The organism is Pseudomonas sp. MYb13, assembly GCF_002980075.1.
Taxonomy (GTDB): Bacteria; Pseudomonadota; Gammaproteobacteria; order Pseudomonadales; family Pseudomonadaceae; genus Aquipseudomonas; species Aquipseudomonas lurida.
The window spans coordinates 59902-83209 of record NZ_PCQI01000010.1 but is presented as its reverse complement, the minus strand read 5'-3'; the positions used below and the strand labels follow the sequence as shown (position 1 = coordinate 83209).

19 protein-coding genes and 2 pseudogenes are annotated in these 23308 nt (G+C 61.1%); 6 read left to right on the top strand and 15 right to left on the bottom strand.

The genetic code is table 11. The features are described 5' to 3' along the window. Positions 1-13: 13 nt before the first annotated feature. From CQ002_RS18470 to CQ002_RS18420, 9 genes are all read right to left on the bottom strand, one after another. The gene (locus CQ002_RS18470; protein WP_034106156.1) at positions 14-1312 is read right to left on the bottom strand and encodes an acetyl-CoA C-acetyltransferase; all 1299 of its coding nucleotides are present in this window, start codon (positions 1310-1312) and stop codon (positions 14-16) included. Next, positions 1309-2199, bottom strand: a complete 891-nt coding sequence (locus CQ002_RS18465) for a MaoC/PaaZ C-terminal domain-containing protein (RefSeq protein WP_105162398.1) — start codon at positions 2197-2199, stop codon at positions 1309-1311. Before CQ002_RS18465 ends, CQ002_RS18470 begins: the two co-directional genes overlap by 4 nt. A gap of 3 nt (positions 2200-2202) precedes the next feature. After that, positions 2203-3546 (bottom strand): 3-oxoacyl-ACP reductase, encoded by a 1344-nt coding sequence (locus CQ002_RS18460; protein ID WP_098466659.1) that lies wholly within the window; start codon positions 3544-3546, stop codon positions 2203-2205. Positions 3547-3695: 149 nt separating this feature from the next. Next, positions 3696-6221, bottom strand: a complete 2526-nt coding sequence (locus CQ002_RS18450) for an acyl-CoA dehydrogenase (protein ID WP_069077506.1) — start codon at positions 6219-6221, stop codon at positions 3696-3698. Between the two features lie 253 nt (positions 6222-6474). Then, positions 6475-7884 (bottom strand): outer membrane protein transport protein, encoded by a 1410-nt coding sequence (locus CQ002_RS18445; protein WP_034106164.1) that lies wholly within the window; start codon positions 7882-7884, stop codon positions 6475-6477. 125 nt (positions 7885-8009) lie between these two features. Continuing rightward, positions 8010-8513 carry an alkane oxidation protein activator PraB gene (gene praB / locus CQ002_RS18440; RefSeq protein ID WP_164403510.1) on the bottom strand — a complete coding sequence of 168 codons (504 nt, stop codon included), beginning with the start codon at positions 8511-8513 and terminating at the stop codon, positions 8010-8012. 130 nt (positions 8514-8643) lie between these two features. Then, a complete protein-coding gene (gene praA / locus CQ002_RS18430; RefSeq protein WP_069077505.1) occupies positions 8644-9138 on the bottom strand; it encodes an alkane oxidation protein activator PraA in 495 nt (164 codons plus the stop codon). 133 nt (positions 9139-9271) lie between these two features. After that, positions 9272-10552, bottom strand: a complete 1281-nt coding sequence (locus CQ002_RS18425) for an alkane 1-monooxygenase (RefSeq protein ID WP_034106168.1) — start codon at positions 10550-10552, stop codon at positions 9272-9274. Between the two features lie 294 nt (positions 10553-10846). Further along, entirely contained in the window at positions 10847-11908 is a 1062-nt protein-coding gene (locus CQ002_RS18420; RefSeq protein ID WP_080758286.1) for an alpha/beta fold hydrolase, read from the bottom strand. A gap of 204 nt (positions 11909-12112) precedes the next feature. On the opposite strand from CQ002_RS18420, the gene CQ002_RS18415 reads away from it, so the two are divergent. Genes CQ002_RS18415 through CQ002_RS18405 form a run of 3 tightly spaced genes read left to right on the top strand, consistent with a single transcriptional unit; the run spans position 12113 to position 15387 of the window. Continuing rightward, positions 12113-13651 (top strand): NAD(P)/FAD-dependent oxidoreductase, encoded by a 1539-nt coding sequence (locus tag CQ002_RS18415; RefSeq protein WP_034106172.1) that lies wholly within the window; start codon positions 12113-12115, stop codon positions 13649-13651. After that, positions 13648-14538 (top strand): SDR family oxidoreductase, encoded by an 891-nt coding sequence (locus CQ002_RS18410; RefSeq protein WP_034106174.1) that lies wholly within the window; start codon positions 13648-13650, stop codon positions 14536-14538. The genes CQ002_RS18415 and CQ002_RS18410 overlap by 4 nt, the downstream gene beginning before the upstream one ends. A 15-nt stretch (positions 14539-14553) precedes the next feature. Next, positions 14554-15387, top strand: a complete 834-nt coding sequence (locus tag CQ002_RS18405; RefSeq protein ID WP_034106177.1) for a metal-dependent hydrolase — start codon at positions 14554-14556, stop codon at positions 15385-15387. On the opposite strand, the gene CQ002_RS18400 is transcribed toward CQ002_RS18405, so the two are convergent. Next, on the bottom strand, positions 15384-17459 hold the full coding sequence (locus CQ002_RS18400; RefSeq protein WP_105162399.1) for a PTS sugar transporter subunit IIC/EAL domain-containing protein: 2076 nt from the start codon (positions 17457-17459) through the stop codon (positions 15384-15386). The genes CQ002_RS18405 and CQ002_RS18400 overlap by 4 nt on opposite strands. A gap of 252 nt (positions 17460-17711) precedes the next feature. Here CQ002_RS18400 and CQ002_RS18395 point away from each other — a divergent pair, with 252 nt between their 5' ends. Beyond that, positions 17712-18041, top strand: a complete 330-nt coding sequence (locus CQ002_RS18395; protein WP_034106307.1) for a DUF6388 family protein — start codon at positions 17712-17714, stop codon at positions 18039-18041. 4 nt (positions 18042-18045) lie between these two features. Here CQ002_RS18395 and CQ002_RS18390 read toward each other — a convergent pair whose 3' ends face one another. The 4 genes and pseudogenes from CQ002_RS18390 to CQ002_RS18375 all read right to left on the bottom strand — a co-directional run. Continuing rightward, complete coding sequence (locus tag CQ002_RS18390) at positions 18046-18882, bottom strand: serine/threonine-protein kinase (RefSeq protein WP_105162400.1); 837 nt, start codon at positions 18880-18882, stop codon at positions 18046-18048. Next, complete coding sequence (locus tag CQ002_RS18385; RefSeq protein WP_081327117.1) at positions 18879-19592, bottom strand: PP2C family serine/threonine-protein phosphatase; 714 nt, start codon at positions 19590-19592, stop codon at positions 18879-18881. Before CQ002_RS18385 ends, CQ002_RS18390 begins: the two co-directional genes overlap by 4 nt. After that, positions 19589-20134 (bottom strand): annotated as a pseudogene (locus tag CQ002_RS18380) (type VI secretion IcmF C-terminal domain-containing protein); the annotation flags it as partial. The gene CQ002_RS18385 and the pseudogene CQ002_RS18380, both read right to left, overlap by 4 nt. Then, positions 20128-20751: pseudogene (locus CQ002_RS18375) on the bottom strand (type VI secretion system ImpA family N-terminal domain-containing protein); the annotation flags it as partial. The pseudogenes CQ002_RS18380 and CQ002_RS18375, both read right to left, overlap by 7 nt. A gap of 478 nt (positions 20752-21229) precedes the next feature. Here CQ002_RS18375 and CQ002_RS18370 point away from each other — a divergent pair. Beyond that, positions 21230-21745, top strand: coding sequence for an Hcp family type VI secretion system effector (locus CQ002_RS18370; RefSeq protein ID WP_069077485.1), 516 nt, complete (start codon positions 21230-21232; stop codon positions 21743-21745). Positions 21746-21796: 51 nt separating this feature from the next. Here CQ002_RS18370 and CQ002_RS18365 read toward each other — a convergent pair whose 3' ends face one another. After that, positions 21797-22618 carry an aldo/keto reductase gene (locus CQ002_RS18365; protein ID WP_034106191.1) on the bottom strand — a complete coding sequence of 274 codons (822 nt, stop codon included), beginning with the start codon at positions 22616-22618 and terminating at the stop codon, positions 21797-21799. Between the two features lie 106 nt (positions 22619-22724). Between CQ002_RS18365 and CQ002_RS18360 the strand changes: the two genes are divergently transcribed. Continuing rightward, positions 22725-23219 (top strand): DUF1543 domain-containing protein, encoded by a 495-nt coding sequence (locus CQ002_RS18360; protein WP_034106194.1) that lies wholly within the window; start codon positions 22725-22727, stop codon positions 23217-23219. Positions 23220-23308: the final 89 nt, after the last annotated feature.

Below are 23308 nucleotides of genomic sequence, written 5' to 3'. Positions count from 1 at the left end.
GTTTTTGATAGAGCTACTTTTCGACGATGGCGGTAATGCCCAGCCCGCCGGCCGCGCAGATAGAAATAAGGCCGCGGCCGCCGCCGTTTTCATGGATGATCTTGGCCAGCGCCGCCAGTTGCCGGCCACCGGTGGCGGCGAAGGGATGGCCACAGCCGAGCGAGCCGCCGTTGACATTCATCTTCGCGCGGTCGATGGCCCCCAATGGTGCGTCCAAGCCTAGACGCTCGCGGCAATAATCGGCGTCTTCCCAGGCCTTGAGCGTGCACAGCGCCTGGGCGGCAAAGGCTTCGTGGATCTCGAAGAAATCAAAGTCATCGAAGCTCAGTCCTTCGCGCTTGAGCATGCGCGGCACCGCATAGGCCGGGGCCATCAGCAAGCCTTCGGTGCCGTCGACGAAATTCACCGCCGCTGTTTCGCCGGTGCGCAGGTACGCCAGCACCGGCCAGCCATGTTCGGCGGCCCATTCCTCGCTGGCCAGCAGTACCACCGACGCGCCATCGGTCAGCGGCGTGGAATTGCCCGCCGTGAGCGTACCGTTTTGCCGGTCGTAGGCTGGGGACAGGCCGGCGAGTTTCTCCAGGCTTGCGTCAGCGCGCAGGTTATTGTCGCGGGCCAGGCCGCGATGGGGGCTGATCAGGTCATCGAAGAACCCGCGTTTGTAGGCCGCGTCCAGGCGTTGATGGCTGGTGAGGGTCAGCTCATCCTGGGCCAGGCGCTTGATCTGCCAGCGCTTGGCCATTTCTTCACAGTGTTCGCCCATGGACAAGCCGGTGCGCGGCTCACCATTGCGCGGCAGCAAGGGTTTGAAAAACATCGACGGTCGCACCTTGAGCAGCGCCTGCAACTTGGCGCCCATGCCTTTGGCGCGATTAGCCGCGAGCAAGGTGTGGCGCAGGGATTCGTTGATGCCGATCGGCGCGTCGGAGGTGGTGTCGGAACCGCCGGCAATACCCACCTCGATCTGACCCAGGGCGATCTTGTTCGCGACCAGCAAGGCCGCTTCCAGGCCAGTACCACACGCTTGCTGCACATCGTAGGCCGGCGTGTCCGGGGACAGGGTGGTAGACAACACCGACTCACGCGCCAGGTTGAAGTCCCGCGAATGCTTGATCACCGCCCCGGCGGCGAACTCACCCAGGCGTTGGCCGTGCAGGTTGTAGCGGTCGACCAGGCCCTGCAGGGCGGCCACCAGCAGATCCTGGTTGCTGTCGTGGGCGTACACGGTGTTGGAGCGAGCGAACGGGATGCGGTTACCGCCGATGATCGCCACGCGGCGAACCGGGGCCGGGCTGAAGCTGTAGTCACTCATTCCACGCTCTCTTTCCAGATGAATAGGCCGCGCATATGGGGCTTGTCGCCAGCGAAGTTGCGCACCTCGAACTCACGGCGGGGGCCGGTCACAGGGTGACTCCACAGCGCAACCTGGCCAGGCAGGAAGATCGGCAGCTTGAAGTCACAATGGGCCTCGGCCTGGTCCAGCCCTCCGGGCGGTTGTTGCGCGGCGAGGGCGCGGCCCAGGGTCCACATGCCGTGGGCGATGGCGCGGCGGAAGCCGAAGAGCTTCGCGCCGATCACCGAGGTGTGGATCGGGTTGAAATCCCCCGACACCTTGGCAAAACGCCTGCCCAGGTCTGCGGGCAACACCCAGCGCTGAGTGCGCAACACGCCCTCCTCCTGCAACGGCAATACGTCGTCCCACGGTTCGCCGACCGGGTCTTTGACATTCCGGCGCAGGTACAGGCTGTCGCTCTCCCACACCCGCTCGCCGGCACTGTAGGCGCGCGTGGCGATGCTCAGCGCCTGGCCCTTGGGATGGGCGACCCAACGCGCGCAATAGACCTCAAGCCGCAACGCCTGGCCTTCGCGCAGACGCCGGTGCTGACGAATGCGATTGGCCAGGTGCACCATGCCGCTCGCCGGGTACGGGAAACTGGGACGGGTCAACAGCATCAGGTGCAGCGGGAACGCCAGCACATGCGGGTAGGACAACGGCACGCCCTGCTCGCGACGAAAACCACAGGCGCGGCCGTACGCGGCAATGCCGTCGACAGACAACTCCACCGCCGAGCGCACCAGGCGTTCCCTGGGCAGCACAGGCGCACCGTCGAGCGTGGGTTTGCGCAGGGCTCGCACGCCCTCCAGCAGCAAGCGCGTGCGCGATGGTGGCGGGTCGATAATCTGTGTCACGTAGTCCATGGCTCAGGCTCCCAGCAGGCTTTGGCCGCACACGCGGACAACCTGGCCGTTGATCCCGCCCGACGCCGGGTGCGCCAGCCAGGCAATGGTCTCGGCCACATCGACGGGCTGCCCGCCCTGAGACATCGAGTTCATCCGCCGCCCCGCCTCACGAATCATCAGCGGGATCTTCGCGGTCATCTGGGTTTCGATAAACCCGGGCGCCACCGCATTCACCGTGACGTGCTGTGCAGCCGCACGCGGCGCCAGGCCCTGCACCAGGCCGATCACACCGGCCTTGGACGTGGCGTAGTTGCTTTGCCCGAGGTTGCCGGCAATGCCGGAAATCGACGACACACAGACGATGCGCCCGCCGGGGTTCAGCCCTTGGCTGTCCAACAGCGCATGGCTGAGTTGCAATGGCGCCTCCAGGTTGACCGCCAGCACACTGCGCCAGGCGTCCTCGGTCATCTTCGCGATGGTTTTGTCACGGGTGATCCCAGCGTTGTGCACCAGCACATCAAAGGCGCCGTATTGGCTGACATGGGCCTGCAACAGCGAGGCCGCGTCCGCTGCGGTAATGTCCAACGGCAGCGCAGAACCGCCAACACTGTCTGCCGCCTGTTGCAGCGACGCTTGGGCCTGGGGCACATCCACGCACACCACATGGGCACCGTCCCGTGCCAGTACCTGGGCTATCGCCAAGCCAATGCCACGGGAGGCGCCGGTGACCAGTGCGCGACGGCCGGCGAACGGCTTGTCCCAGTTGACGGTGACGTGGCCGTCCACCGGTTTTTCCAGGCGTATCACTTGTCCGGATACATAGGCCGAACGGCGCGACAGGAAGAAACGCAGGCTACTGTCCAGCGCGTCTTCAGCGCCTGGCGCGACGTACACCAACTGCACGGTGATCGCCCGGCGCAGCTCCTTGGCCAACGATCGCACCAGGCCTTCGAGGGCGCGTTGGGCGATGGCCTGGGGCAGGTCCTGGCAATGTTCCGGCGCAGTGCCGAGCACCACCACGCGACCGTGTTGGCCAATGCGTTTGGCATTGGCGTGGAAGAACACATACAGCTCATCCAATTGCTGCAGGTCGGTCACGGCCGTGGCGTCAAATACCGCGCCCTGCGCCTTGACCGTGGACGGCGCCTTGAGCGTGGCGGCAGTGGCGGCGACGGTGTCGGTAGCCGCGAACACGCGCTGCACCTCGACGGCCAGGCGCCCTGCCCCGGCAACGATCACCGGGTTGACCAGGCCTTGCTGGCCGCTGCGGTGGCGTTGCAGTGGCAAAGGCAGCGGCAAGCCGACGGCCTGGGCCAGGCGGCGCCCCCAAGGGGAATTAACGAACGAAAGGTAGCTGTCACTCATAGAGACATTCACTCACAACACATTCTGACCGTGTAAACCCGATCCCCTGTGGGAGCTGGCGGGCCTGCGATGCAGACCACCCGGTATGTCAGTCATACCGGGGTGATGCCTTCGCAGGCAGGCCAGTTCCCACATCGACCGTGCTTGCCCTAATTGACCGAAGCGTTTTCGCTGTGGCTGCTGCGGCGTTTCGCCGTCGGCTCCAGCGCTTGCTTGCGCTGCTGCAATGCCTCCAGCAACCCGAAGTCCTGCGGGAAGTCGTCCACCTGGATGCCGTGATCGGCGTATTCCACATAGCGCCCCAGCAAGGTGTCTTCGTCGTCGCTGATGAGGTCCAGCGCCCGCGCCTTGACGCGCCAGCCCGTGAAGGCCGTGGCGGAAAGGGGCATCGGTTCGATCAGGCCTTGCTTGACGGCGGGTTTGAGTCGCGCGTCGATCAGCTCCACCTGCGGCAACAGGCGGAAACCCAGTTCACCGTAGGCCAGCTTGTCGATTTCCGGGCGTGGGATATAGGAATTGGCCAGCAAGCGGTCGCGGGTTTCGCCCGGTGTCTGGACCACGTCGGCCACTTGGGCCAGCAGGCGGTCCGACGGTTTGCGCAGCGGGATACCGAAGGGGAACGTCAACGCCTTCAGAAAGGTCGCGGCCGCTTTCGACGGGTAGTTAGCGAGTACTTCGGCCAGCGCTTCATGGGCGCGCAACAACGCATCCTGGGCCGACCAGTGCACCAGCGGCAGGTCGGCCTGGGGCCGGCCGTCATCTTCAAAGCGCTTGAGCACGCAGGACAAGATATACAGCTGCGACAGGATATCCCCCAGACGTCCGGTGATACTTTCCTTGCGCTTGAGGGCACCGCCCAGCACGCCCATGGAAATGTCCGAAACCAACGCGAGCACCACCGACAGGCGATTGGCCTGGCGGTAGTAGGACGCCAGTGCCGGTTCAGTCTTGGCCGGGGCAGAAATCAACCGCCCTCCTGTAAGGGAATGCACCGCTGCACGCACGGTATTGGCGAGCACAAAACTCACGTGGCCGAACATTGCGCTGTCGAACGCTTCCAGCGCTTGACGTCGGTCCGGGTTACGCGCGGCTTCCATTTCGCGGAACACGTAGGGATGGCAGCGGATCAGGCCCTGGCCAAAGATGATCAGGCAGCGCGTCATGATGTTCGCGCCTTCCACCGTAATCGCGATGGGGCTTTGCTGGTAGGCGCGGGCCAGGAAGTTGTTCGGGCCCATGCAGATACCCTTGCCGGCGACGATGTCCATGCCGTCATTGACGATGATCCGCGCGCGCTCGGTGACGTGGTACTTGGCGATGGCCGAGATCACCGAAGGTTTCTCCCCCGCATCCAGGGACGCCACCGAGACCTTGCGCACCGCATCGCAGGCATACAGGTGCCCGGCCATGCGCGCCAGTGGCGCCTGCACGCCCTCGAACTTGCCAATGGGCAGGCCGAACTGCTTGCGCATCGCCGCATAGGCGGTGGTACCGCGCACCGCGACCTTACCCAGGCCAACGTTGGCTGACGGCAGGGAAATGGCCCGGCCCGCAGCCAGGCACTCCATCAACATGCGCCAGCCGTTGCCGACTTGCTCGCGGCCACCGATCACCCATTCCAGCGGGATGAATACATCCTTGCCGGTGGTAGGACCGTTCTGGAACACGGCATTGAGTGGCCAATGCCGGCGACCGCTGTTGACGCCAGGATGGGAGGTCGGGATCAGCGCGCAGGTAATGCCCAGCGAGCCGGGAGTACCGAGCAAGCCATCCGGGTCTTCGGCGCGAAACGCCAGGCCGAGCACCGTGGCGATCGGGCCGAGGGTGATGTAGCGCTTGTCCCAGGTCACACGGAAGCCCAGGACCTCCTCGCCTTCATGCTGCCCTTTGCAGACGATGCCCAGGTCGGGAATCGCCCCGGCATCCGAGCCGGCATACGGGCTGGTCAGGGCAAAGCATGGAATGTCTTCACCCCGCGCCAGACGCGGCAGGTAGTAGTTACGCTGGGCATCGGTGCCGTAGTGCAGCAGCAATTCGGCCGGGCCGAGGGAGTTGGGCACCATCACCGAAATCGCCGCCGCCGAGCAGCGCGTCGACAACTTCATCACCACCTGCGAGTGCGCATAGTGGGAGAAGCCTTTGCCGCCGTACTGCTTGGGAATGATCATGCCGAGGAAGCCGGCATCCTTGGTGTACTGCCAGCCTTCGGGAGACATGTCCTGCCAGACCTGGGTGGTTTCCCAGTCGTTGGCGATGTCGCAGAGGGTTTCCACTTCGTTGTCGAGGAAGGCTTGCTCCTCAGCGCTCAGGCTGGCGGGAGCGGCTTGCAACAGGCGCTGCCAGTCGGGTTTGCCGCTGAACAACTCGGCATCCCACCACACGGTGCCGGACTCGATGGCAGCACGCTCAGTGTCGGACATGGCCGGCATGATCGTACGAAACAGGCCCAGGGCCCTGCTGGTGAGCAAGGTGCGGCGCAGGGGTTTGATCGTCATCAGCAGCGCGGGCAACACCACCAGTACCGCCGCGAGGGTGAGGCCCAACCCGGCCACCACGTTGAACAGGTAACCCGCTGCCAACCAGACCAGGCCAGCGCCCAGCCAGTGGGTAGCAGCGGCTTGTCGATACGCCAGGGCAATCGCAGCTGCGAAACCCACCAATAACCAGATAACCATGGGGATACCTCTACTCGGTTCAGGGTACGGCCTACGCTCGTCAGGTCTGATGACCTGTAGCGCAAAGCCACACTATAAAATTCTAAAACCACATTCAAATTTTATTTTGAAATTTTTATTTAATGCGTGGATAAAAAAAATGGCTGCTCAGGTCAGCCTGGTTGAGCCGTGAGGTGACTAATCGATAAGGGTCGCTACCGCGACCCTTCGCCAAACGGTACTGACGTTGCGCCAAACAGGTTGTGAGGTTGGATCAGAACGCATACGTCGCAGAAAGACTGACAACCTCACCCTTCGCATCTGCCTTGCCATCCAAGCTTGCTCCGCCAAGACGATCCTGGTTTTGCGTGCGCAGCTTGGCTTTCTCGACGAACTGCCGCGAGTAGGCGCCATCAATACTCAAGCCTGGAATGGCGCGGATGTTATAGCCAAACCCCAGGGACGCAAAAATCCGATCCCCGTCAGGAATACGCGGGTCGCGTGTGGAGTTGCGCGTAGGCGTCTGGTCGGTGGCAACACCTGCGCGGAAGGTAAAGTCATCGGTGAATTTGTAATCGCCGCCCAGCGACACCATCCAGGCATCCTTGTAGTTATAGGGAATCGACACAATTTGCACACCGTCGGACTTCAACGTCAGCGACTTGAACGACGACCATTGGGTCCATGTCACACTGGCGCCCAAGGTGAGGCGATCGTTGAACTGGTGTACCCAGTCGACGGAGGCATTGGCCGGAACGTCCAATTGTGTAGACGCATTGGCGCCGTTGGAGTTGAGGGTAAGTCCCGGATAAGCCAGCGCTGGCAGGCCGCCGTCGATCAGTGACTTATTCGCTTCGTCCGCATAAATGCTGTACTTGCCTTCGAGCTTATTCTTGATTTTCGCGTGGTAGTTCAGGCCCAAGGTGTCGAATTCAGTGGGTTTCCAGACGACGCCGGCAAACCAGCCCACGGAGGTGTTGTCAACCTTGACACGCATCAACGAGTTACCCACGCCAGAGGGGAACGGAATACCGATGGTGGGTGACAACGCCGCTGCCGCATACAGGTCTAGGTTCTGGCTTACAAAGCCCTTGGTGTGCTGGACAATTGCGCCGGCACCCACCGAGAACTGGTCATTGACCTTGAAGGACAACGAACCGGTCACACCGACGGTTTCAATACGCGTATCGACGGCGAAGTCACGACCAATCCAATCCTGATCCCACGTGGTACGCGCACCCAATGGCACCACTTGGCTAAGTCCGAAGGCAAAACGATCATTGATCGGCATCACCATGAAACCGGTTGGCAGCCAAGCGGTAAAACCACCCTGACCGCCATCCCCCGTACGCGGAGTGGAACTCAGGTCCGTGGGGTCGACAGCGGCAGGCGGGTTACCGGCATAGTCCTTGGCTGTGCCTTTGTACTTGATATCGATCCGCGCGTAATCGACAGTGAACTGGGAAACGTTGCGATCAATAAAAGCCATGGCCGCCGGGTTGTTATAAGCTGCGGAAGGGTCGTTCTGAAACAGCGATCCCCCACCGAAGGCGCGCCCCCATCCTGGAGCACCGAAAGTCGGTGTAGCAAACCCGCCAGCGTGTGCGTGCCCTGCCGCAGTGATGAGACCGCCGAGAACGGCGAGGCTCAACAAAGTGCGTGCCTGCTGCTTCTTATTATTCATGCTCCACTCCTTTATTGTTTTTATCTTCCACGATCGGCTTCACCGACCTGGACTCACGCAACCAGTGCCTCTTGCGAGGCACTGGCGTCTTTCAACGTGTGATCATCACGTCAAGCGCGCTACGCTTATGGAGAAACGGTAAAGGCAGGGTTTGGCACTGCGGTCAGAGCCGTGATCTTGCAAGAGCCCACTGTCTGGGCGCTGGGCACGCTGAGGGTATTGGTGCTGTTGTTGAAGCCAACATTGATGGTCACGGGTGAAGCGCTGCAGTCCGACAAGATCTTGAATTTCACGCCCGAAACCGTGCCGGTGAAGGCAGTCGGACCACCACCGGTGACCGCGAGGGACCATGGCAGCCCTTGCAGGACAGGCACTGCGCAGAGCGAGTTGGAACCACTGACTGTGGCGCCGGTGATGGACGCGCCGGAGCCGTTGGCGGCAACGGTGCCGGTAAAGACGATGTTGCAGGTGACCGGAAGATTCAGGGAAGCAGGCGATGTAACAGTGATCGAACCTGTCGTGGAGAATGCCGCACCCGCCGGTGCGATAGTTGCCGCATTGGCCATCGAAACGGCACCGAAGCACAGCGCGAACGAAGTTGCACAAACGAGGGTTTTCAAGCTTTTCATTGTTTTTCCTCACATGTTATGGCGAGTCATTCGCCAGGGGTAATGGCCATGATCGAGAGGTCACGGTGAATCTGCAGAACTTCCCTTTCCAGCCAAATTTCAATTCAATTACCGCACCAACATCCGACGGTTATTCCACAACTTTGAAGTTCGGCGGCATCTTGATCGACACCGTCTTGATCTTGCAGTCTTCGCCAATGGGCACATTGGCGGCTTCCAACTTGCCGGTGGCGTTATCCCACGTACCCTCGGCAGTCGAAGGCCCGCACTTTCCGCCCAGACCAAAGGCATGCACGTCCACGCTGATCTTCGACATGGAGCCACTCTTGGTGTCTTTCGCCACTAACACCCACGGCAAGTTGATGGCTTCGACCCGGCTGCACTTGAGGCCGCCGTCGAATTCGACTTTGTCGACGTTTACCGAGGAGCCATCCGCCGCGACCTTGCCGGCGACCTTGATGGTGCAGTCGGCGCTGATCAGCGCACCTTTGGAAAAGCTGATGGGGCCCTGGGCCGTAAAGGCGCTACCGGCCGGCTCGATGCGCGCGGCCTGGGCCTGGTGATAGGCGATCAGGCCCAGCGCGGCCAATACGATATGGGTGGTGAACTTGGCAGGTGCTTGCATGGTGTACGTCCTTCCCTTTAATTATTTTTGTTCGGGTCAAACAACTTTCTGGCAACGGTTCTGGAAAAATTCGGGCGATAAAGGCCTGCGCGGCACGCAGGCCCCGAATATGCAAACAACGTGTTACTTGAACTTAGAACGGTGTGGCGCTGTTGCTGTACTTCTCCAAGTACTTCAACCGTTGTGAGGGCTGAAGGTTGGTCAGGGTGATATCCCCGGCGTAATGATTCAGCACCCGATGGTCCATGCGACGGCGCCACAAGTACGGCACGTAGGCCCAGACAATCATGCTGGCGTAACCATAAGGCAGTTGCGGCGACTCATCGAAATGGCGCAGCGACTGATAGCTGCGGGTCGGGTTGGCATGGTGATCGGAGTGGCGCTGCAATTGGAACAGGAAGATATTGGTGACAATACGATTACTGTTCCAGGAGTGGCGTGGCGAGCACCGCTCATAACGACCATTGGGTAACTTCTGGCGCTTAAGGCCGTAGTGCTCGACGTAGTTGACAACTTCCAGCAGCGAGAAGCCGTAGATGCCCTGGATAATCAGGAACGGAATCACTGCCGCGCCCAGCCAGGCGATCATCGCACCCCACAACACCACGCTGTACATCCACGCGCTGAGCACACCGTTCTGCCAGTGCCACGCCGGCAGGCCGATCTTGCGCAGGCGTTCACGTTCCAGGTTCCACGCCGAGCGGGCGCTGAACCACACCGAGCGAGGCAGGAACGCCCAGAAGCTTTCCCCAAGTCGCGAGCTGGCCGGATCTTCCGGCGTGGCGACCCGCACGTGATGCCCACGGTTGTGTTCGGTGTAGAAGTGCCCGTAAAAGGTCGGAGCCAGGGTGACCTTGGCCAGGAACACTTCCAGTGCATTGGGCTTGTGCCCCAGCTCGTGGGCCGTGTTGATCGCAATGCCAGTGGCGGCGCCGGTCGACATCGCCATGCCCAGGTAAGTGAACCAGCTTGCCTCACCGTGCAGTTGAGTACGGGCGGTGATGTAGCTGGCGGCATGAGACAGCCAACTGGACGGCTCCAGATTCGCAGCCGCCTGCAACAGGCCGCCCTGGATGATCCAGTCGATACCGCCGGCGGCGAGCCAACCGGTGATCACCACCGACGAGATGACAAACAGCACGCCGGTGTAGACGATCCAGCGATAGTAGCTTTGGGATTCGAGGTGGCTGACGGCGGATTCGGGTGGGTTGCTCACATCCTCACCGAGCAAGCCGTCGATCAGCGGGATCAAGCCGAAGATCACCAGTACACCGACCCACCAGAGTTGCTGGATGCCGGTAGTGATGGCCAAGGCGCCAGAGAGCAAGGGGGTGGCCAGCGGCATGATGCCCAACCACCACAGGTGGCGCTTGCCGTCGGTCCATACGCTTGGGGCTGCCAGAGTCTGGTTCATGGCAACCTCCGTGGCAGGGAAGCAGAAAACAGGTTCAGGGAGCACTGAATGCTCCAGGAAATCAACCATGCGATAAAAGACGTTTTTTTCATTTTTATTCGCTCTTAGGCATTTCAAAAATCATTTCAAAACAAACATTGAAATATTTTTTTAAATAAATAGCGCGGAATCGATAGGTCGTCAACTACTTTTTCGAGCCCTTTTAAACGTGACCAGGCAGTCTCTTTTTCAGCCATTTGGTCAGGTCTCTAGGGCAAGCATTTCGGACGGTCCAACCCGCGATGAGGGCCACGGTTATTTGTTCACCACGGCTAATGACGGCTGCCGGGTCGCGGCGGCTTGCGATGGCCGCGTGCGCTTGGCCAACTGCTGCACCGCCTCTACCACCCTCGCGGTGGCGGTGATCGGCAGCATATGCCCGCACCCTTCCACGACCTGCATCTTGAGGCCCGGAACCTTGTCAGCCAGGGCCTGGCCGTGTGTGCGAAAGTCCAAGACCTTGTCGCGGGCGCCGTAGATAAGGCTGATGGGCAGCGTCAATTGCGGGTAGCGCTTGACCATATCCGGCAGGTAGTCGTTGACCTGGGCAATCTCGCTGGACGCGGCGTAGAAGTTGTCGGGACGCATGCCCAGCAGCCCGCCCCCACGGGTGGCGAAATCTTCCGGGGCCGTGTCGGGGGCGAACACGCCCTTGACCACCGAGCGCCGCGTCAACAGGCCCATGGGCACGGTGAGGGTGTGGGACACCCAACGCCGCAGCCAGGCCGGGCGCACGGCCAGCGACCAGAACACCAGCGGCAACGTGGGTTGGGGATGGGTCAGTGGCGCCACCAGCACCAGCCCTGATACGGAGTGGGGATGGTCGAGCGCCAGCGCCAGGGAAATTGCGCCACCGAGGGAGTGCCCCAGCACCAGGGGTTTATCCAGCCCCAGCGTGTTGATAAAGGCCGCCACCTGGCGTGCCTGCGCTGGCAGGTCGGCGGCGGTGCCTTTATGGCGGGTGGAATAGCCCGACCCTGGGCGGTCGAGGGTGATGACACGAAAGTGCTCGCGCAATTGCCCGGACAACGCGTAGGTCAGGTTGCGGCTGCTGCCCATCAGCCCATGAATCATCACCAACGGTGGGCCCTTGCCTTCATCGCAATAATGAAAGCGCTCACCGTCGACCTCCAGAAAACGCCCGTTGATCGGAACGGCAGCTTCAATGCGCCGCGTCATCCACGCGCTGAACCCCCACAAAACGGCGCTGGCGCCTATGAAAACAGCCGCAGCGATAACCCACTCGACAGCCATAGCTCGGTCCTCTGCATCCCTGCAGCTGGCGACCCGACCGGAATTGATCAAGGCCTCAGCCATCGTCCACACCCTGGACCTGAACTTCGTGCCTGTCCGTCGGACAAGTCGCACATAAGGAGCCTGGGACTAGCGTAGGCGATATTTTCAGGTAGATTATTTAAAATCTTTTTTAAAATAAGTAATTCAATTTTTCTTTGCAATGGTGTTTTATCTAAAAGACAGAACAAGAAAAGGAGCACACCCGATGCCCACGAAGGACTGCTTATGAATGCCAAGCGTGAATCAATCGACATCGCCATCATCGGCTCAGGCTTTGCCGGCCTGTGTATGGCGATCAAGCTCAAGGAAGCCGGGTTCACCGACTTCTTCATCGCCGAGCAGGCCGACACCCTCGGCGGCACCTGGCGGGACAACCACTACCCGGGCTGCGCCTGCGATGTGCAGTCCCATGTGTATTCGTTTTCCTTCGCGCCCAACCCAGACTGGACGCGGCAATTCGCGCCGCAGCCGGAAATCCGCGCCTACCTGGAGCAATGCGCCACGCGCTTTGCGTTAACGCCCTTCCTGCGTTTCGGCATGGGCCTTGAGCGCGCAGTGTTCGATGAGCACCATCAACGCTGGCAATTGAGCTTCAGCGATGGCCGGGAGGTCAGCGCGCGTGTGCTGGTGTCGGGCATGGGCGGCCTGTCGCGCCCGGCACTCCCGGATATTCCGGGCCTCGACAGTTTCAGGGGCAAGCGCTTTCACTCCCAGCAGTGGGACCACGAGTATTCCTTGAAGGGTAAACGTGTCGCGGTGATCGGCACCGGCGCCAGCGCCATTCAGTTCGTACCCCAAATCGCGCCGCACGTAGCCCACCTCGACCTGTTCCAGCGCACCCCACCGTGGATCATGCCCAAACCCGACCGGGCGATTGCACCGTTCGAACGCTGGCTGTTCAAGCATCTGCCCTTCACCCAACGCCTGGTGCGCAGCGCTTTCTACTGGGCGCTGGAAGGCCGTGTGGTCGGCTTTGCCTTGCACCCACGGCTGATGAAAATGGTGCAGAAAATCGCCCTGCGTCACTTGCACAAACAAGTGGCTCGGCCGTCTTTGCGCAAGACCCTGACCCCGGACTACACCATCGGCTGCAAGCGCGTGCTGATTTCCAATGACTACTACCCCGCGTTGTCGCGCAGCAATGTCGAGGTGGTCACCGATCGCGTGCTGCGCATCGAAGCCGACGGCGTCATCACCGCCGATGGCATCAAGCACCCGGCAGACTGCCTGATCTTCGGCACCGGCTTCCAGGCCACAGACCCCCTGCCCCGTGACTGCATCATCGGGCGCGGCGGTGTGGACCTGATGGACACCTGGCAAGACGGCGCCCACGCCTACAAGGGCACCACGGTGCCCGGCTATCCCAACCTGTTCCTGATCGTCGGGCCCAACACCGGCCTGGGGCACAACTCGATGATCCTGATGATCGAAGCCCAGGTGACCTACATCCTCGATGCCCTCCAGCAAATGCAGCGGCACAGCATCGCGACGGTAGACGTCAAACCCGCCGTGGAAAGCGCCTACAACCAGCAATTGCAAGCCAAGCTCAAACGCACCATCTGGAATACCGGCGGCTGCCAAAGCTGGTACCTCGACCCGCGCACCGGCAAGAACACCACCCTATGGCCGGGTTCGACCTGGCGCTTCAAACACGTGACCCGGCAGTTTGCGCTCAAGGATTATGTCGCTGATCTGCTGCCGACCAACGCGCCCAGCCACCCTGCACCGGCGCCCCACTCCACCGCAGAAGGCAGCCTGTCATGAAATCATTCAATGGCCGTGTAGCGGCAATTACCGGCGCCGCTTCCGGGATGGGACGCGCCCTGGCATTGGCCTTGGCGCGAGAAGGTTGTCACCTGGCGCTCGCGGACAAAAACAGCCAGGGATTGGAACAGACCTTGGCGCTGATCAAGTCCTCGACCCTCGCCCCGGTGGTGATCACCACCCAGGTGCTGGATGTGTCTGATCGCCAGGCCATGGAACATTGGGCCGCCCGTTGCGTGGCCGAGCATGGCCAGGTCAACCTGGTGTTCAACAATGCCGGCGTTGCCCTGTCGAGCACGGTGGAGGGCGTGGACTACGCCGACCTGGAATGGATCGTCGGCATCAATTTCTGGGGCGTGGTCCACGGCACCAAGGCCTTCCTGCCGCACCTGAAAGCCTGCGGCGAGGGTCATGTGATCAACACGTCCAGCGTGTTCGGCCTGTTCGCCCAACCGGGCATGAGCGGCTACAACGCAACCAAGTTCGCCGTGCGCGGCTTTACCGAATCCCTGCGCCAGGAGCTGGACATGCAACGCTGCGGCGTCTCCGCCACCTGCGTGCACCCCGGCGGCATCCGTACCGATATCTGCCGCAGCAGCCGTATCGACGCGAACATGACTGGGTTCCTGATCCACAGCGAACAGCAGGCGCGCGCCGACTTCGAAAAGCTGTTCATTACCGACGCTGACCAGGCCGCCAAGGCGATCCTGCACGGCGTACGCAAAAACAAACGTCGCGTGCTCATCGGTCGCGACGCGTATTTTCTTGACCTGCTCGCCCGCTGCCTGCCAGCGGCCTACCAAGCGCTGGTGGTGTTCGCCAGCAGGCGCATGGCCCCCAAGCCACGCACGCCGGTGTTTGAAACCAACGACGAGCCCCGTCTCTGAACAGGAGCACGCACCATGTTGCCGATCCGCCGTGACATCCGTTTTGCCCTGCCACCCGAACGCATCAAGAACTGGCACGAACAGGGTCCCTTCATCACGCATTTCTTCAATGCGCTGTCGCTGCTGTTTCCGCAGGGCGAGCTGTTTTTCATGGACAGCGTGCGCCACTATCGCCAGCGCATCGACGACCCGGCGCTGAAAAAAGAGATCCAGGGGTTCATCGGCCAGGAAGCCATGCACAGCCGCGAGCACGTCGCCTACAACGACCTGTTGCAAGCCGCAGGGCTGCCCGCGCATACCCTGGACCGCCGGCTGAAGTTCATCCTCGACCTGCAGAAAAAACACCTGCCCGCGTCCTTCAACCTGGCGGTCACCATTGCCCTTGAACATTACACGGCAATGCTGGCCGAAATCCTGTTGAGCGACCCGTCCCGCTTCGGTGAATCACTCAAGGGCTACCAGCAGATGTGGTACTGGCACGCCCTGGAGGAAACCGAACACAAGGCCGTGGCGTTTGACGTGTGGAACAGCGTGATCAAGCCCGGCCCCATGCGCTATTTGCTGCGCACCGGAACCATGCTCACCACGACGGTATTCTTTTGGCTGGTGGTGTTCGACTTCCACCTGCGCCTGCTGATTGCCGACCGCAAGTCCGGCGGGCACCTGAAGGGCTTCTGGCGCATGTTGAAATTCCTGTATGGGCCGAAGGGCGTTTTCCCACGAATGCTGGTGCCGTGGCTGCACTACTTCAAACCCGGCTTTCACCCCTGGGACCATGACAACCGTGCGCGCCTGGACGGTATCGACGGATTGATCGAGGAAATCGAGCAGACTCAGCGCGGTTATTAGGCTTGGGCCATGGCCTCGCGCTCACGCACAAAGCCTTGCAACTGATCGCCCGGCAGCGCCTTGCTGAAGTACCAGCCCTGGATAATCAGATCGGCGCCGGTACTCAGGAAGGCCAACTGCTCGGCAGTTTCCACCCCTTCAACCACCACGCCCAGGTTCAGCGCCTCACAAAAACGCAGCATGCCGGTCATGACCTGGGCGCCCTTGGGGTCGTGCTGGGCCACTACGAAGCTGCGGTCGATCTTGATGAAGTCCACCGGGAACTGGTGCAAGTAACTCAAGGCAGAAAACCCGGTACCGAAGTCGTCGATGTAGACCTTGGCACCGATGGCCTGCAGTTTCTGGATGGTCTGGCGGGTGGACTGGATATCACTGACCAGCGCGTCTTCAGTGATTTCCACCGAGACCTGCCCGTGGGCCTGGGCCAGGATCTCCACCAGGCGTTCGCCGTAAGCGGGGTCGGTCAGGGTCGCACTGGAAATATTGATGGTCATCGGCAAGCTGAAGCCGAGTTTCTGCCACTTCTGGTATTGGCGAACCGCCTGGGACGCTACCCACACATCCACATCCGGCATCAATTGCGCCTGGGCCAGCCATTGCAGGAACTCCCACGGCGAATGCACCTTCCCCTCGGCATCACGGGCACGCATCAACGCTTCACAACCGGTGCACAGGCCAGTGCGCGTCGAGACCTGCGGCTGGAATTCGAGATAGAACTCGTAGTCGCTGATCTGCTGGATACGGCTCAGCTCACTGGCTTGGCGCGCCAGGATCTTGTGGGACGCGAGCACCGAGTCCACCTCGCGCAAGCGCCCCTTTTCTTCAAGGCCACGGAAAGTCATGTCCAGTGACTTGAGATACACCGTGCCACCTTCGGTGGCCTGGCGATGGATCGCACGCACATAGGGTGCATACACCAGGGTGCCAAGCCCCAACAGCGCCACTTGCAGCGCCACCGCAACCAGGTCGCCGTGGGTACTGAGGTAGGCATTGAGCAACACTGGCGCGGTAAACGGTACGCTGACCACCGCCGGCGACACCCATCCCATCTGCACCACCGTCAACGCCACCATGGCGTTAAGTGCGGGGACGATCAGAAACGGTATGAACAAGCGCGGGTTGAGGATGATCGGCAAACCGAACAACAGCACCTCACTGACGTTGAACAGTGACAGCGGCAAACTCGCGACCGCCAACAGGCGCATGGACTGGCTCTTGGAGAACAGCAGGATTGCCAGCAACAGACACAAGGCCCCCCCTGAACCGCCGATGAATGCAAAGCTGCCCAACAGGCCGTTGTTCAACACATACTTGATCGGCTCGCCCGCCGCCAATGCCGCGCTGTTCAGCACCACGGCCTGGTCCAGCACGTCGAACAGCGGCTGCATGGCGTACACGCCGTGAATGCCGAAGAACCACAGCAGCGAATTCATCAGGGTCACGAACAGGCCGCTGCCGTAGGGCGATTCCAAGGCGTGGAGCACCTGAGGCCCCTGTAACTGCGCCACATAGGGGATCTGGAGCAATAACGACAGCAACACCACCAGCACCAAGGCGGTGATAGCGCCCGGCACCACCATATTGATGGCGCCGCGCAGGTTGTGACCCACCAGGTCTTCGTTGACCAGTCGGGTCCAGCGGTAACGATGCAGCCGCGCAATGGCCGGCACATTCAGCAGCGGCGAGGCAATGGCGATAAACAGTACGAAGGTGGCCGAAGCCCGGGGGTAGTCGCGCAGGATAAACGTCGCTACCACGACATGGGCCAGGCACAGGAACGCCACGGGCAGTTGCGGCAGTCGATGCTGGATCGCCAGCATGTAGCCAATGGAGGCGGCGACCAGCAGCGGGATCACCGAGCTGATCTGGTTGTGCAGGCCGGCCAGGAACGCCACCACCTGCGGATCCAAGCCCAGTACGCGAGCACATTCGGACAGGATCAGAAAACCCGCTGACACCAGCAGGCACGGCAGGATCCACAGTAACCCTTCGCGGATCGCTCGCAGCGACTCGGTGCTGGCCAGGGCGGCCAGACGTTGCGTGAAGAAAAGCTTGAACAGCGTTTGCGCCATGACCCATCCCTCTGCCCATCGCCCACTGTCCCTGGAAGGCAGGGCCGGATACACCGGGCTAACGCTACACGTCCGGGCACGATGAGCGAAAGCCTTTTGCCCTCCGTCTTGGTGAATTTTGCGCCTTGGATGGCAAGTAACTTCCTGGTTTTCCAAATAGTTGAATTTTCCGACCTGGGCCACTCGTCGAATCTGCTTCAATAAGGGCTGTAGGAGTGTCACCCTGACCTGCCCTTTATGTGGAGCAAGCCCTTGTCACAACCCGGTGATAACCACCAGCGCGCGCTGGACCGATTCCTTGACGAACACCCCGATGTCGCCACCGAACTCAATAGCCTGAATCCGTTGGCCGCCCAGGCCAAAGGCGAAACCCTGGCGCAGTACCGCGCCGAACGGCTGCATGAAGCCTTCGAAGCGGAAGCCGAGCGCCAGGGGCTGTTTGCCTGGGAACTCACGCTAAAACTCACCGCCGAATCTTCCGAAACCTTCGAAGCGCAGCGCCTCGAAGTGCACAAGGAAGTGGCGCAGATGGCAGGCCTGAGCTGGGACGAGTACTGCCAACTGCACGACCTGGCCGGTTGACGCGTTACACCGAGTACCAGCGATGTCGTCTGCCCCCCAGCACCTCACGCAGTTCGGCGACAGATACGGTTCTCTGCTCGGGGTCCGTCGCCAATGCCGAGCACAATGCAGGCCAGTAATGCCTGGGCAGCTGCCTCGGCCTTGGTAAAGCCTGGTCGCGCTGGCCGGGGCGCCGTCCTTCAGCGAGTTCATAGAGCACGCAGGCCGCCCCGTAGAGGTCGGCGCTCGCCGACGGCAGTCCTCCGGCCATCAGCTCAGGCGCCGCATAGGCAGGCGTCCATGCGTTCAAGCGACTGCGGCTCAAACCTGGCAACCCAGCCCTCGCCTGCACCTCGGCGTGCGCCAGGCCAAAATCGAACAGGCGCACCCCCTGCTCTCCCACCATGATATTTGCCGGTTTCACATCACCGTGCAGCACGCCCTGCCGATGGGTATAGGCCAGCGCATCCAACAGTTGCAAGGCCATCGGTTGCAGCTCTTGCCACGGCAAGCCCTGCGGACGCTCCGGGAGCAGGCGGTCCAGGGTGAGGCCGGGCATCAGTTCCATGGTAAAGAATGCCCTCTGGTGAGCCGTGTCCACCTCGAAAGAGAATGCCCTTACCACGTGATCATGTCGCAGGCTGCGCGTCATGGCGAACTCGCTGTACAGCAGCAAATGCGCATCGGTGGACGCACAAAGGGGCTCGCCCAACAGTTTAAGCGCCACCCGGCAGTCCGGTTCGCCTAACGTTTCATGCAACAGGTCCCGGGCGCGATAAACCACGCCCATACCTCCCGTCCCGAGAACACGTTCAAGCTGATAACGCCCTGCCAGCAGGTTCGGCGGGCATACCGCGGTCATGACTGCACCACCACGGCGGTAAGATCATCCAGCGCAGGCCCCCGCAACGCTTGGACGAACAGTCGGTCTACCACCTGCCACGGCATGCCTGCACTCATGGCACTTCCCAGTTCGCGGTGGCGAAGCCCCTGGTACAGGCCATCGCTGCACAGTAAAAACACGTCCCCGGGATAGAGCCGAAATTCGAGTATCTCGAGGCTCAGTGGCTGTCGGGCACCAATTGCGCGAGTCAAGGCCCTGGCATCTGGATGGCTCCGCGCTCGTTCCAGGCTGAGTTGCTGTTCATCCATCAGTTGCTGCTGTAGAGAGTGGTCGCGCGACAGTTGATACAGGCACTGACTTCGCCAGAGGTAGCATCGGCTGTCCCCGGCCCATATGCAGGCTGCTCGTTCGTGTTCGAGCAACAGCACAACCACCGTACTGCCCATGACACCTGCCAGGCCATCGGCGGGTTGCAATTGGTTGTCGAGGCCGCGCAGGCAGCGTCGGACCGCGTCGATGCGTTGATCGAAGCCGCCTCCAGCTGGCAGCGCAGCCAGCTCACTGACCACCCATTGACTGGCCACATTACCGGCATGATGACCGCCCATGCCATCGGCGACTGCCCAGCAGCCGCGTTGCGGGCAATCCAGCAATGCATCCTCGTTGCGCACACGGCCCTTGCCTTGCGCCGTGCGTCCGGCACTTTGCCAAGGCTGCGCCCGACTCACAATTGCTCCGGCAGGCGGAAGGTGCGCCATGTCGCCATCTGGAACGGGCTGGGGTTGCGTTGGCTGGTGAGCAGGTAATTGGCACGCAGCCCGGCCAGGTCGGCCTTGAGTATCTGCGCGCCCCTGCCACTTGCCGGCTCGCTTTGCATCAAGTCGAAAAATCGGAACATCGACCAGGCTCCGCGATCTTTTTCGATCCCCACTGGCCGCTCTGTACCGCGTTCCAGTACCAGGCTGCTGCGACCGTTGTCTGCCTCGGCTGGCCATTGGAAGGTCATCGGCACGATTGGGCCATGCCGGTATTCCAATTGCTGACCGCCCAGCTGCAGCGTTGCCCGGCTGACAGCCTGATCCAGGCTGTAGGGCGCCAGTGTGAATCGAACGGCCCAATCGCCCTGGTCCTCGGCAAAAAAGCCCTGGCGAATGGTCTGGGCCTTGGTCAGTTGGTCCAACAACGAACGTGAGACTGGCAAGCTGCGCCCGTCCAGGGCACGCAAGCGATAGCGGTTGCCCTCGACACTGACAAACGGCCGCAGGTAGTCGCCTGCTTGGCCTGCGCAATGGCCCCGCCCAACCCCGCTGCTGGCGCGTGCTCCTGCGAGGCACGCTCCAGTCGCTGAGCCAATTGCCTGCGAATCGGCAACAATAACGGCGCGGCATCGCCCAAGTGCCCGGACCACACTTCGTCAAGACGCACCAAGTGCTCATGCACGACGCGGAACAAGGGCTGTTGGTTCTGGAGCGGCAGGTTTTGCGTCAAGAGGGCCTCGAGGCGCACGACCAACCACCGGAAGGCGGCGCCGCGGGTGCGCAGCTTCGCAGGATGGACCACCGCCCACTGATGCTCGCAGAGTTCGCGCAGCAACCCGAGCCCGGCCAACAACCCCGAGTAGGATTCGCGCTGGTGCAACGCCCAGGTCAACCAGACGGCGACCCGCAGGTCCTTGGACTGCTGGCGCAGCAGGGTCTCGCTGATGTCCAGGACCTTGCCCCAATCGGGTTGGCCACAGGCATGGATCGATTGTGCCTTGGCAAGCTCGGACTCCAGGACTTCATATTCACTCGAAAAGCGCATATCACTGCCGGCAAAATTCATTGGCGCGCAGGGTGACCGTGCAACTTCAAGGTAATAATCATACAGCTTGTCCGGATAATCCATTTGGCACCGCGCACAACTAAACTCGTTAGTAAAGGCCAACTAAGCACATGTAAATTTCGCATCAGAACGCCCTCTCAACTTCGCCATGAAACCTGCGAAGTTCACGAACCTTAGCCATGCCTAAAATATTCAGCAAGCGACGGGACGACACTTAATCCTTTTCCTACAACCCCCTAAATCTTCGGGGGTGCGCAGTATTTTGCGCAATAATCCGTGCCCACTCACACGACTTTTTGGATAACTTCAAGATTTGCTCACTTTTTCATATGAGCAACTAAGTGCGCACCACTGCGCAATCAAAAACTTAAAAAACCCACCCAGCACCACGTAATTTTCTGAAGTTTATAGCCTGCCCAGTACGACACCCCTTACTTCATTAAGCCTCACACTTTCAGGCACGTTTCTTGTTATAGGTATCGGCCCAGCTGATGCAATTGTCGGCTCGGACTACCTCATCAATCAGGCAAGGAAACCCGTCATGCCAACACCCGCGTATCTCTCCATCACCGGTGTCAAACAAGGTTTGATTACGGCAGGCACATTTACCCAGGACTCGGTAGGTAATATTTATCAGGAGGGCCATGAGGATCAGATTCTGGTCCAGGCTTTTTCTCATCAGGTGATCATTCCGCGTGACCCACAATCTGGCCAACCAACGGGCCAGAGGGTCCACAAGCCGTTGATGATCAGCAAGGTGTTCGATAAGTCGTCGCCCCTGCTGTTCAGCGCGTTGACCAGCGGCGAAGAGGTCAAGTGCAGGCTTGAATGGCTGCGCACCTCGTCGGCGGGCACCCAGGAGCATTACTTCACAATCGAACTGGAAGGAGCGACCATCGTGGACATCCAGTCACGCATGCCAAATTGCCAAGACCCGGACAATGCCCATTTCACTCACCTGGAAGATGTGTACTTCACCTATCGCAAAATCGTGTGGACCCACGAAGTGGCCGGCACGTCCGGGTCGGATGACTGGCGCAGCCCGGTAGCGGGTTAAACCGGACTCGCTCGGGAGCGGCGCCAGCGCGGCGCCGCTCCTGCCATTCGGTTACACCATCGCTAAAGGGTGCTTGCGCTTGGGTGCACCAAACACGCGGTCGATAGCGTCCAGGTCGTGCTCATCCAGCACCAGCTTGGCTGCTGCTGCGTTGAGTCGCACGTGCTCCGGTGTGACTGCCTTGGGTATTGCAATCACGCCGTCCTGGCGCAGCACCCAGGCGAGGGAAACCTGCGCGGGGGTCACTTCGTGGCGACGGGCGATCTGCTTGAGGGTGGGGCTGGACAGCAGTTCGCCGCCTTGGGCGATCGGGCAGTACGCCATCAAGGGCAAGTGATGCTGTTGCCACCAGGGCAGCAGGTCGAATTCGATGCCGCGTTCTTCGATGTTGTAGAGCACCTGGTTGGTAGCACACGCCGGGGACGCGAGTGCCTGCAGGTCGGCTACGTCGAAATTGGAGACGCCCCAGCGGCCGATCTTGCCAGCTTCGCGCAGGCGTTCGAACGCTTCGACGGTTTCTTCTAGGGGAACCTGGCCGCGCCAGTGCAGCAGATAAAGATCAATATAGTCCGTGCCCAGGCGCTGGAGGCTGGCTTCACAGGCACGGGGCACGCCTTTGTGGCTGGCGTTATGCGGGTACACCTTGCTCACCAGGAATACGTGGTCGCGCCTGCCGCGAATGGCGTCGCCGACGACCGTCTCGGCGCCACCCTCACCGTACATTTCGGCGGTATCGATCAGGGTCATGCCCTCGTCGATGCCCAGTTGCAACGCCGCGACTTCAGCGCGGTGCTGGTCCGGGTTTTCGCCCATGCGCCAGGTTCCCTGGCCGATGACAGGAACGGGAACGCCCGCCAGATCAATGGTACGCATGACTACCTCCTGATGAATTCGCGGATTAACAGTGTGGCATTGGCCGGACAAAAGGGTTCAATCGAAGTATGGTTAGCCTCTGCCAAGTCGCCAGGAAGGACCTGCAATGCTGTTTGTCGTCATGCTCGGGGGTAAGCATCCTCGGGCGAAAATTGAAGTTCACGATGTGGTGTTTGTTGTCGCGGACACGCTGGAAGCAACCTACCCGCAACTGCGCGAAGACTGGTTTGGCAGCCCCAAGGGCGTACATATCGATTCATGGATGGCAGTGGATGGCGTCGACGGTTGGAAAGTCGAGTTCAGCCCGCTGGCGCCTGCTGCCGGTGCGCATCACCTGTATTTCATCAACCTTGGCGGTTATGAAGCCAACAGCTTTGGCGAAGCCCACCACTACCTGCTGGTGGTAGCCCGCACGAAGCAGGAGGCTAAGAGCAAGGGTAAGCACCAAATGCTGCGCCACTGGTCCCAGGCCCACACCGACGGCGTGCTGGATGTCGATGATTGCCTGCCGATCGACCTGGTGGACGGTCGCTATGTTCACTTGGTACAAGGCCCACACCGCCCGATCCGCCAGCAGAACGACTACATCGTCCTGAGCTGACCCTCTACCCGAACGGGGTGCGCAGGCGGCACAAGCATGTGTCCACCCAGCGGACGACTTCATGCCGACTTCAACTTCAAGGGGTGGGT

Excerpts from the sequence above, each read along its gene's own strand:
- CQ002_RS18470 (WP_034106156.1), bottom strand. The coding sequence starts at position 1,312 with ATGAGTGACTACAGCTTCAGCCCGGCCCCGGTTCGCCGCGTGGCGATC.
- CQ002_RS18465 (WP_105162398.1), bottom strand. The coding sequence starts at position 2,199 with ATGGACTACGTGACACAGATTATCGACCCGCCACCATCGCGCACGCGC.
- CQ002_RS18460 (WP_098466659.1), bottom strand. The coding sequence starts at position 3,546 with ATGAGTGACAGCTACCTTTCGTTCGTTAATTCCCCTTGGGGGCGCCGC.
- CQ002_RS18450 (WP_069077506.1), bottom strand. The coding sequence starts at position 6,221 with ATGGTTATCTGGTTATTGGTGGGTTTCGCAGCTGCGATTGCCCTGGCG.
- CQ002_RS18445 (WP_034106164.1), bottom strand. The coding sequence starts at position 7,884 with ATGAATAATAAGAAGCAGCAGGCACGCACTTTGTTGAGCCTCGCCGTT.
- praB (WP_164403510.1), bottom strand. The coding sequence starts at position 8,513 with ATGAAAAGCTTGAAAACCCTCGTTTGTGCAACTTCGTTCGCGCTGTGC.
- praA (WP_069077505.1), bottom strand. The coding sequence starts at position 9,138 with ATGCAAGCACCTGCCAAGTTCACCACCCATATCGTATTGGCCGCGCTG.
- CQ002_RS18425 (WP_034106168.1), bottom strand. The coding sequence starts at position 10,552 with ATGAACCAGACTCTGGCAGCCCCAAGCGTATGGACCGACGGCAAGCGC.
- CQ002_RS18420 (WP_080758286.1), bottom strand. The coding sequence starts at position 11,908 with ATGGCTGAGGCCTTGATCAATTCCGGTCGGGTCGCCAGCTGCAGGGAT.
- CQ002_RS18415 (WP_034106172.1), top strand. The coding sequence starts at position 12,113 with ATGAATGCCAAGCGTGAATCAATCGACATCGCCATCATCGGCTCAGGC.
- CQ002_RS18410 (WP_034106174.1), top strand. The coding sequence starts at position 13,648 with ATGAAATCATTCAATGGCCGTGTAGCGGCAATTACCGGCGCCGCTTCC.
- CQ002_RS18405 (WP_034106177.1), top strand. The coding sequence starts at position 14,554 with ATGTTGCCGATCCGCCGTGACATCCGTTTTGCCCTGCCACCCGAACGC.
- CQ002_RS18400 (WP_105162399.1), bottom strand. The coding sequence starts at position 17,459 with ATGGCGCAAACGCTGTTCAAGCTTTTCTTCACGCAACGTCTGGCCGCC.
- CQ002_RS18390 (WP_105162400.1), bottom strand. The coding sequence starts at position 18,882 with ATGACCGCGGTATGCCCGCCGAACCTGCTGGCAGGGCGTTATCAGCTT.
- CQ002_RS18370 (WP_069077485.1), top strand. The coding sequence starts at position 21,230 with ATGCCAACACCCGCGTATCTCTCCATCACCGGTGTCAAACAAGGTTTG.
- CQ002_RS18365 (WP_034106191.1), bottom strand. The coding sequence starts at position 22,618 with ATGCGTACCATTGATCTGGCGGGCGTTCCCGTTCCTGTCATCGGCCAG.
- CQ002_RS18360 (WP_034106194.1), top strand. The coding sequence starts at position 22,725 with ATGCTGTTTGTCGTCATGCTCGGGGGTAAGCATCCTCGGGCGAAAATT.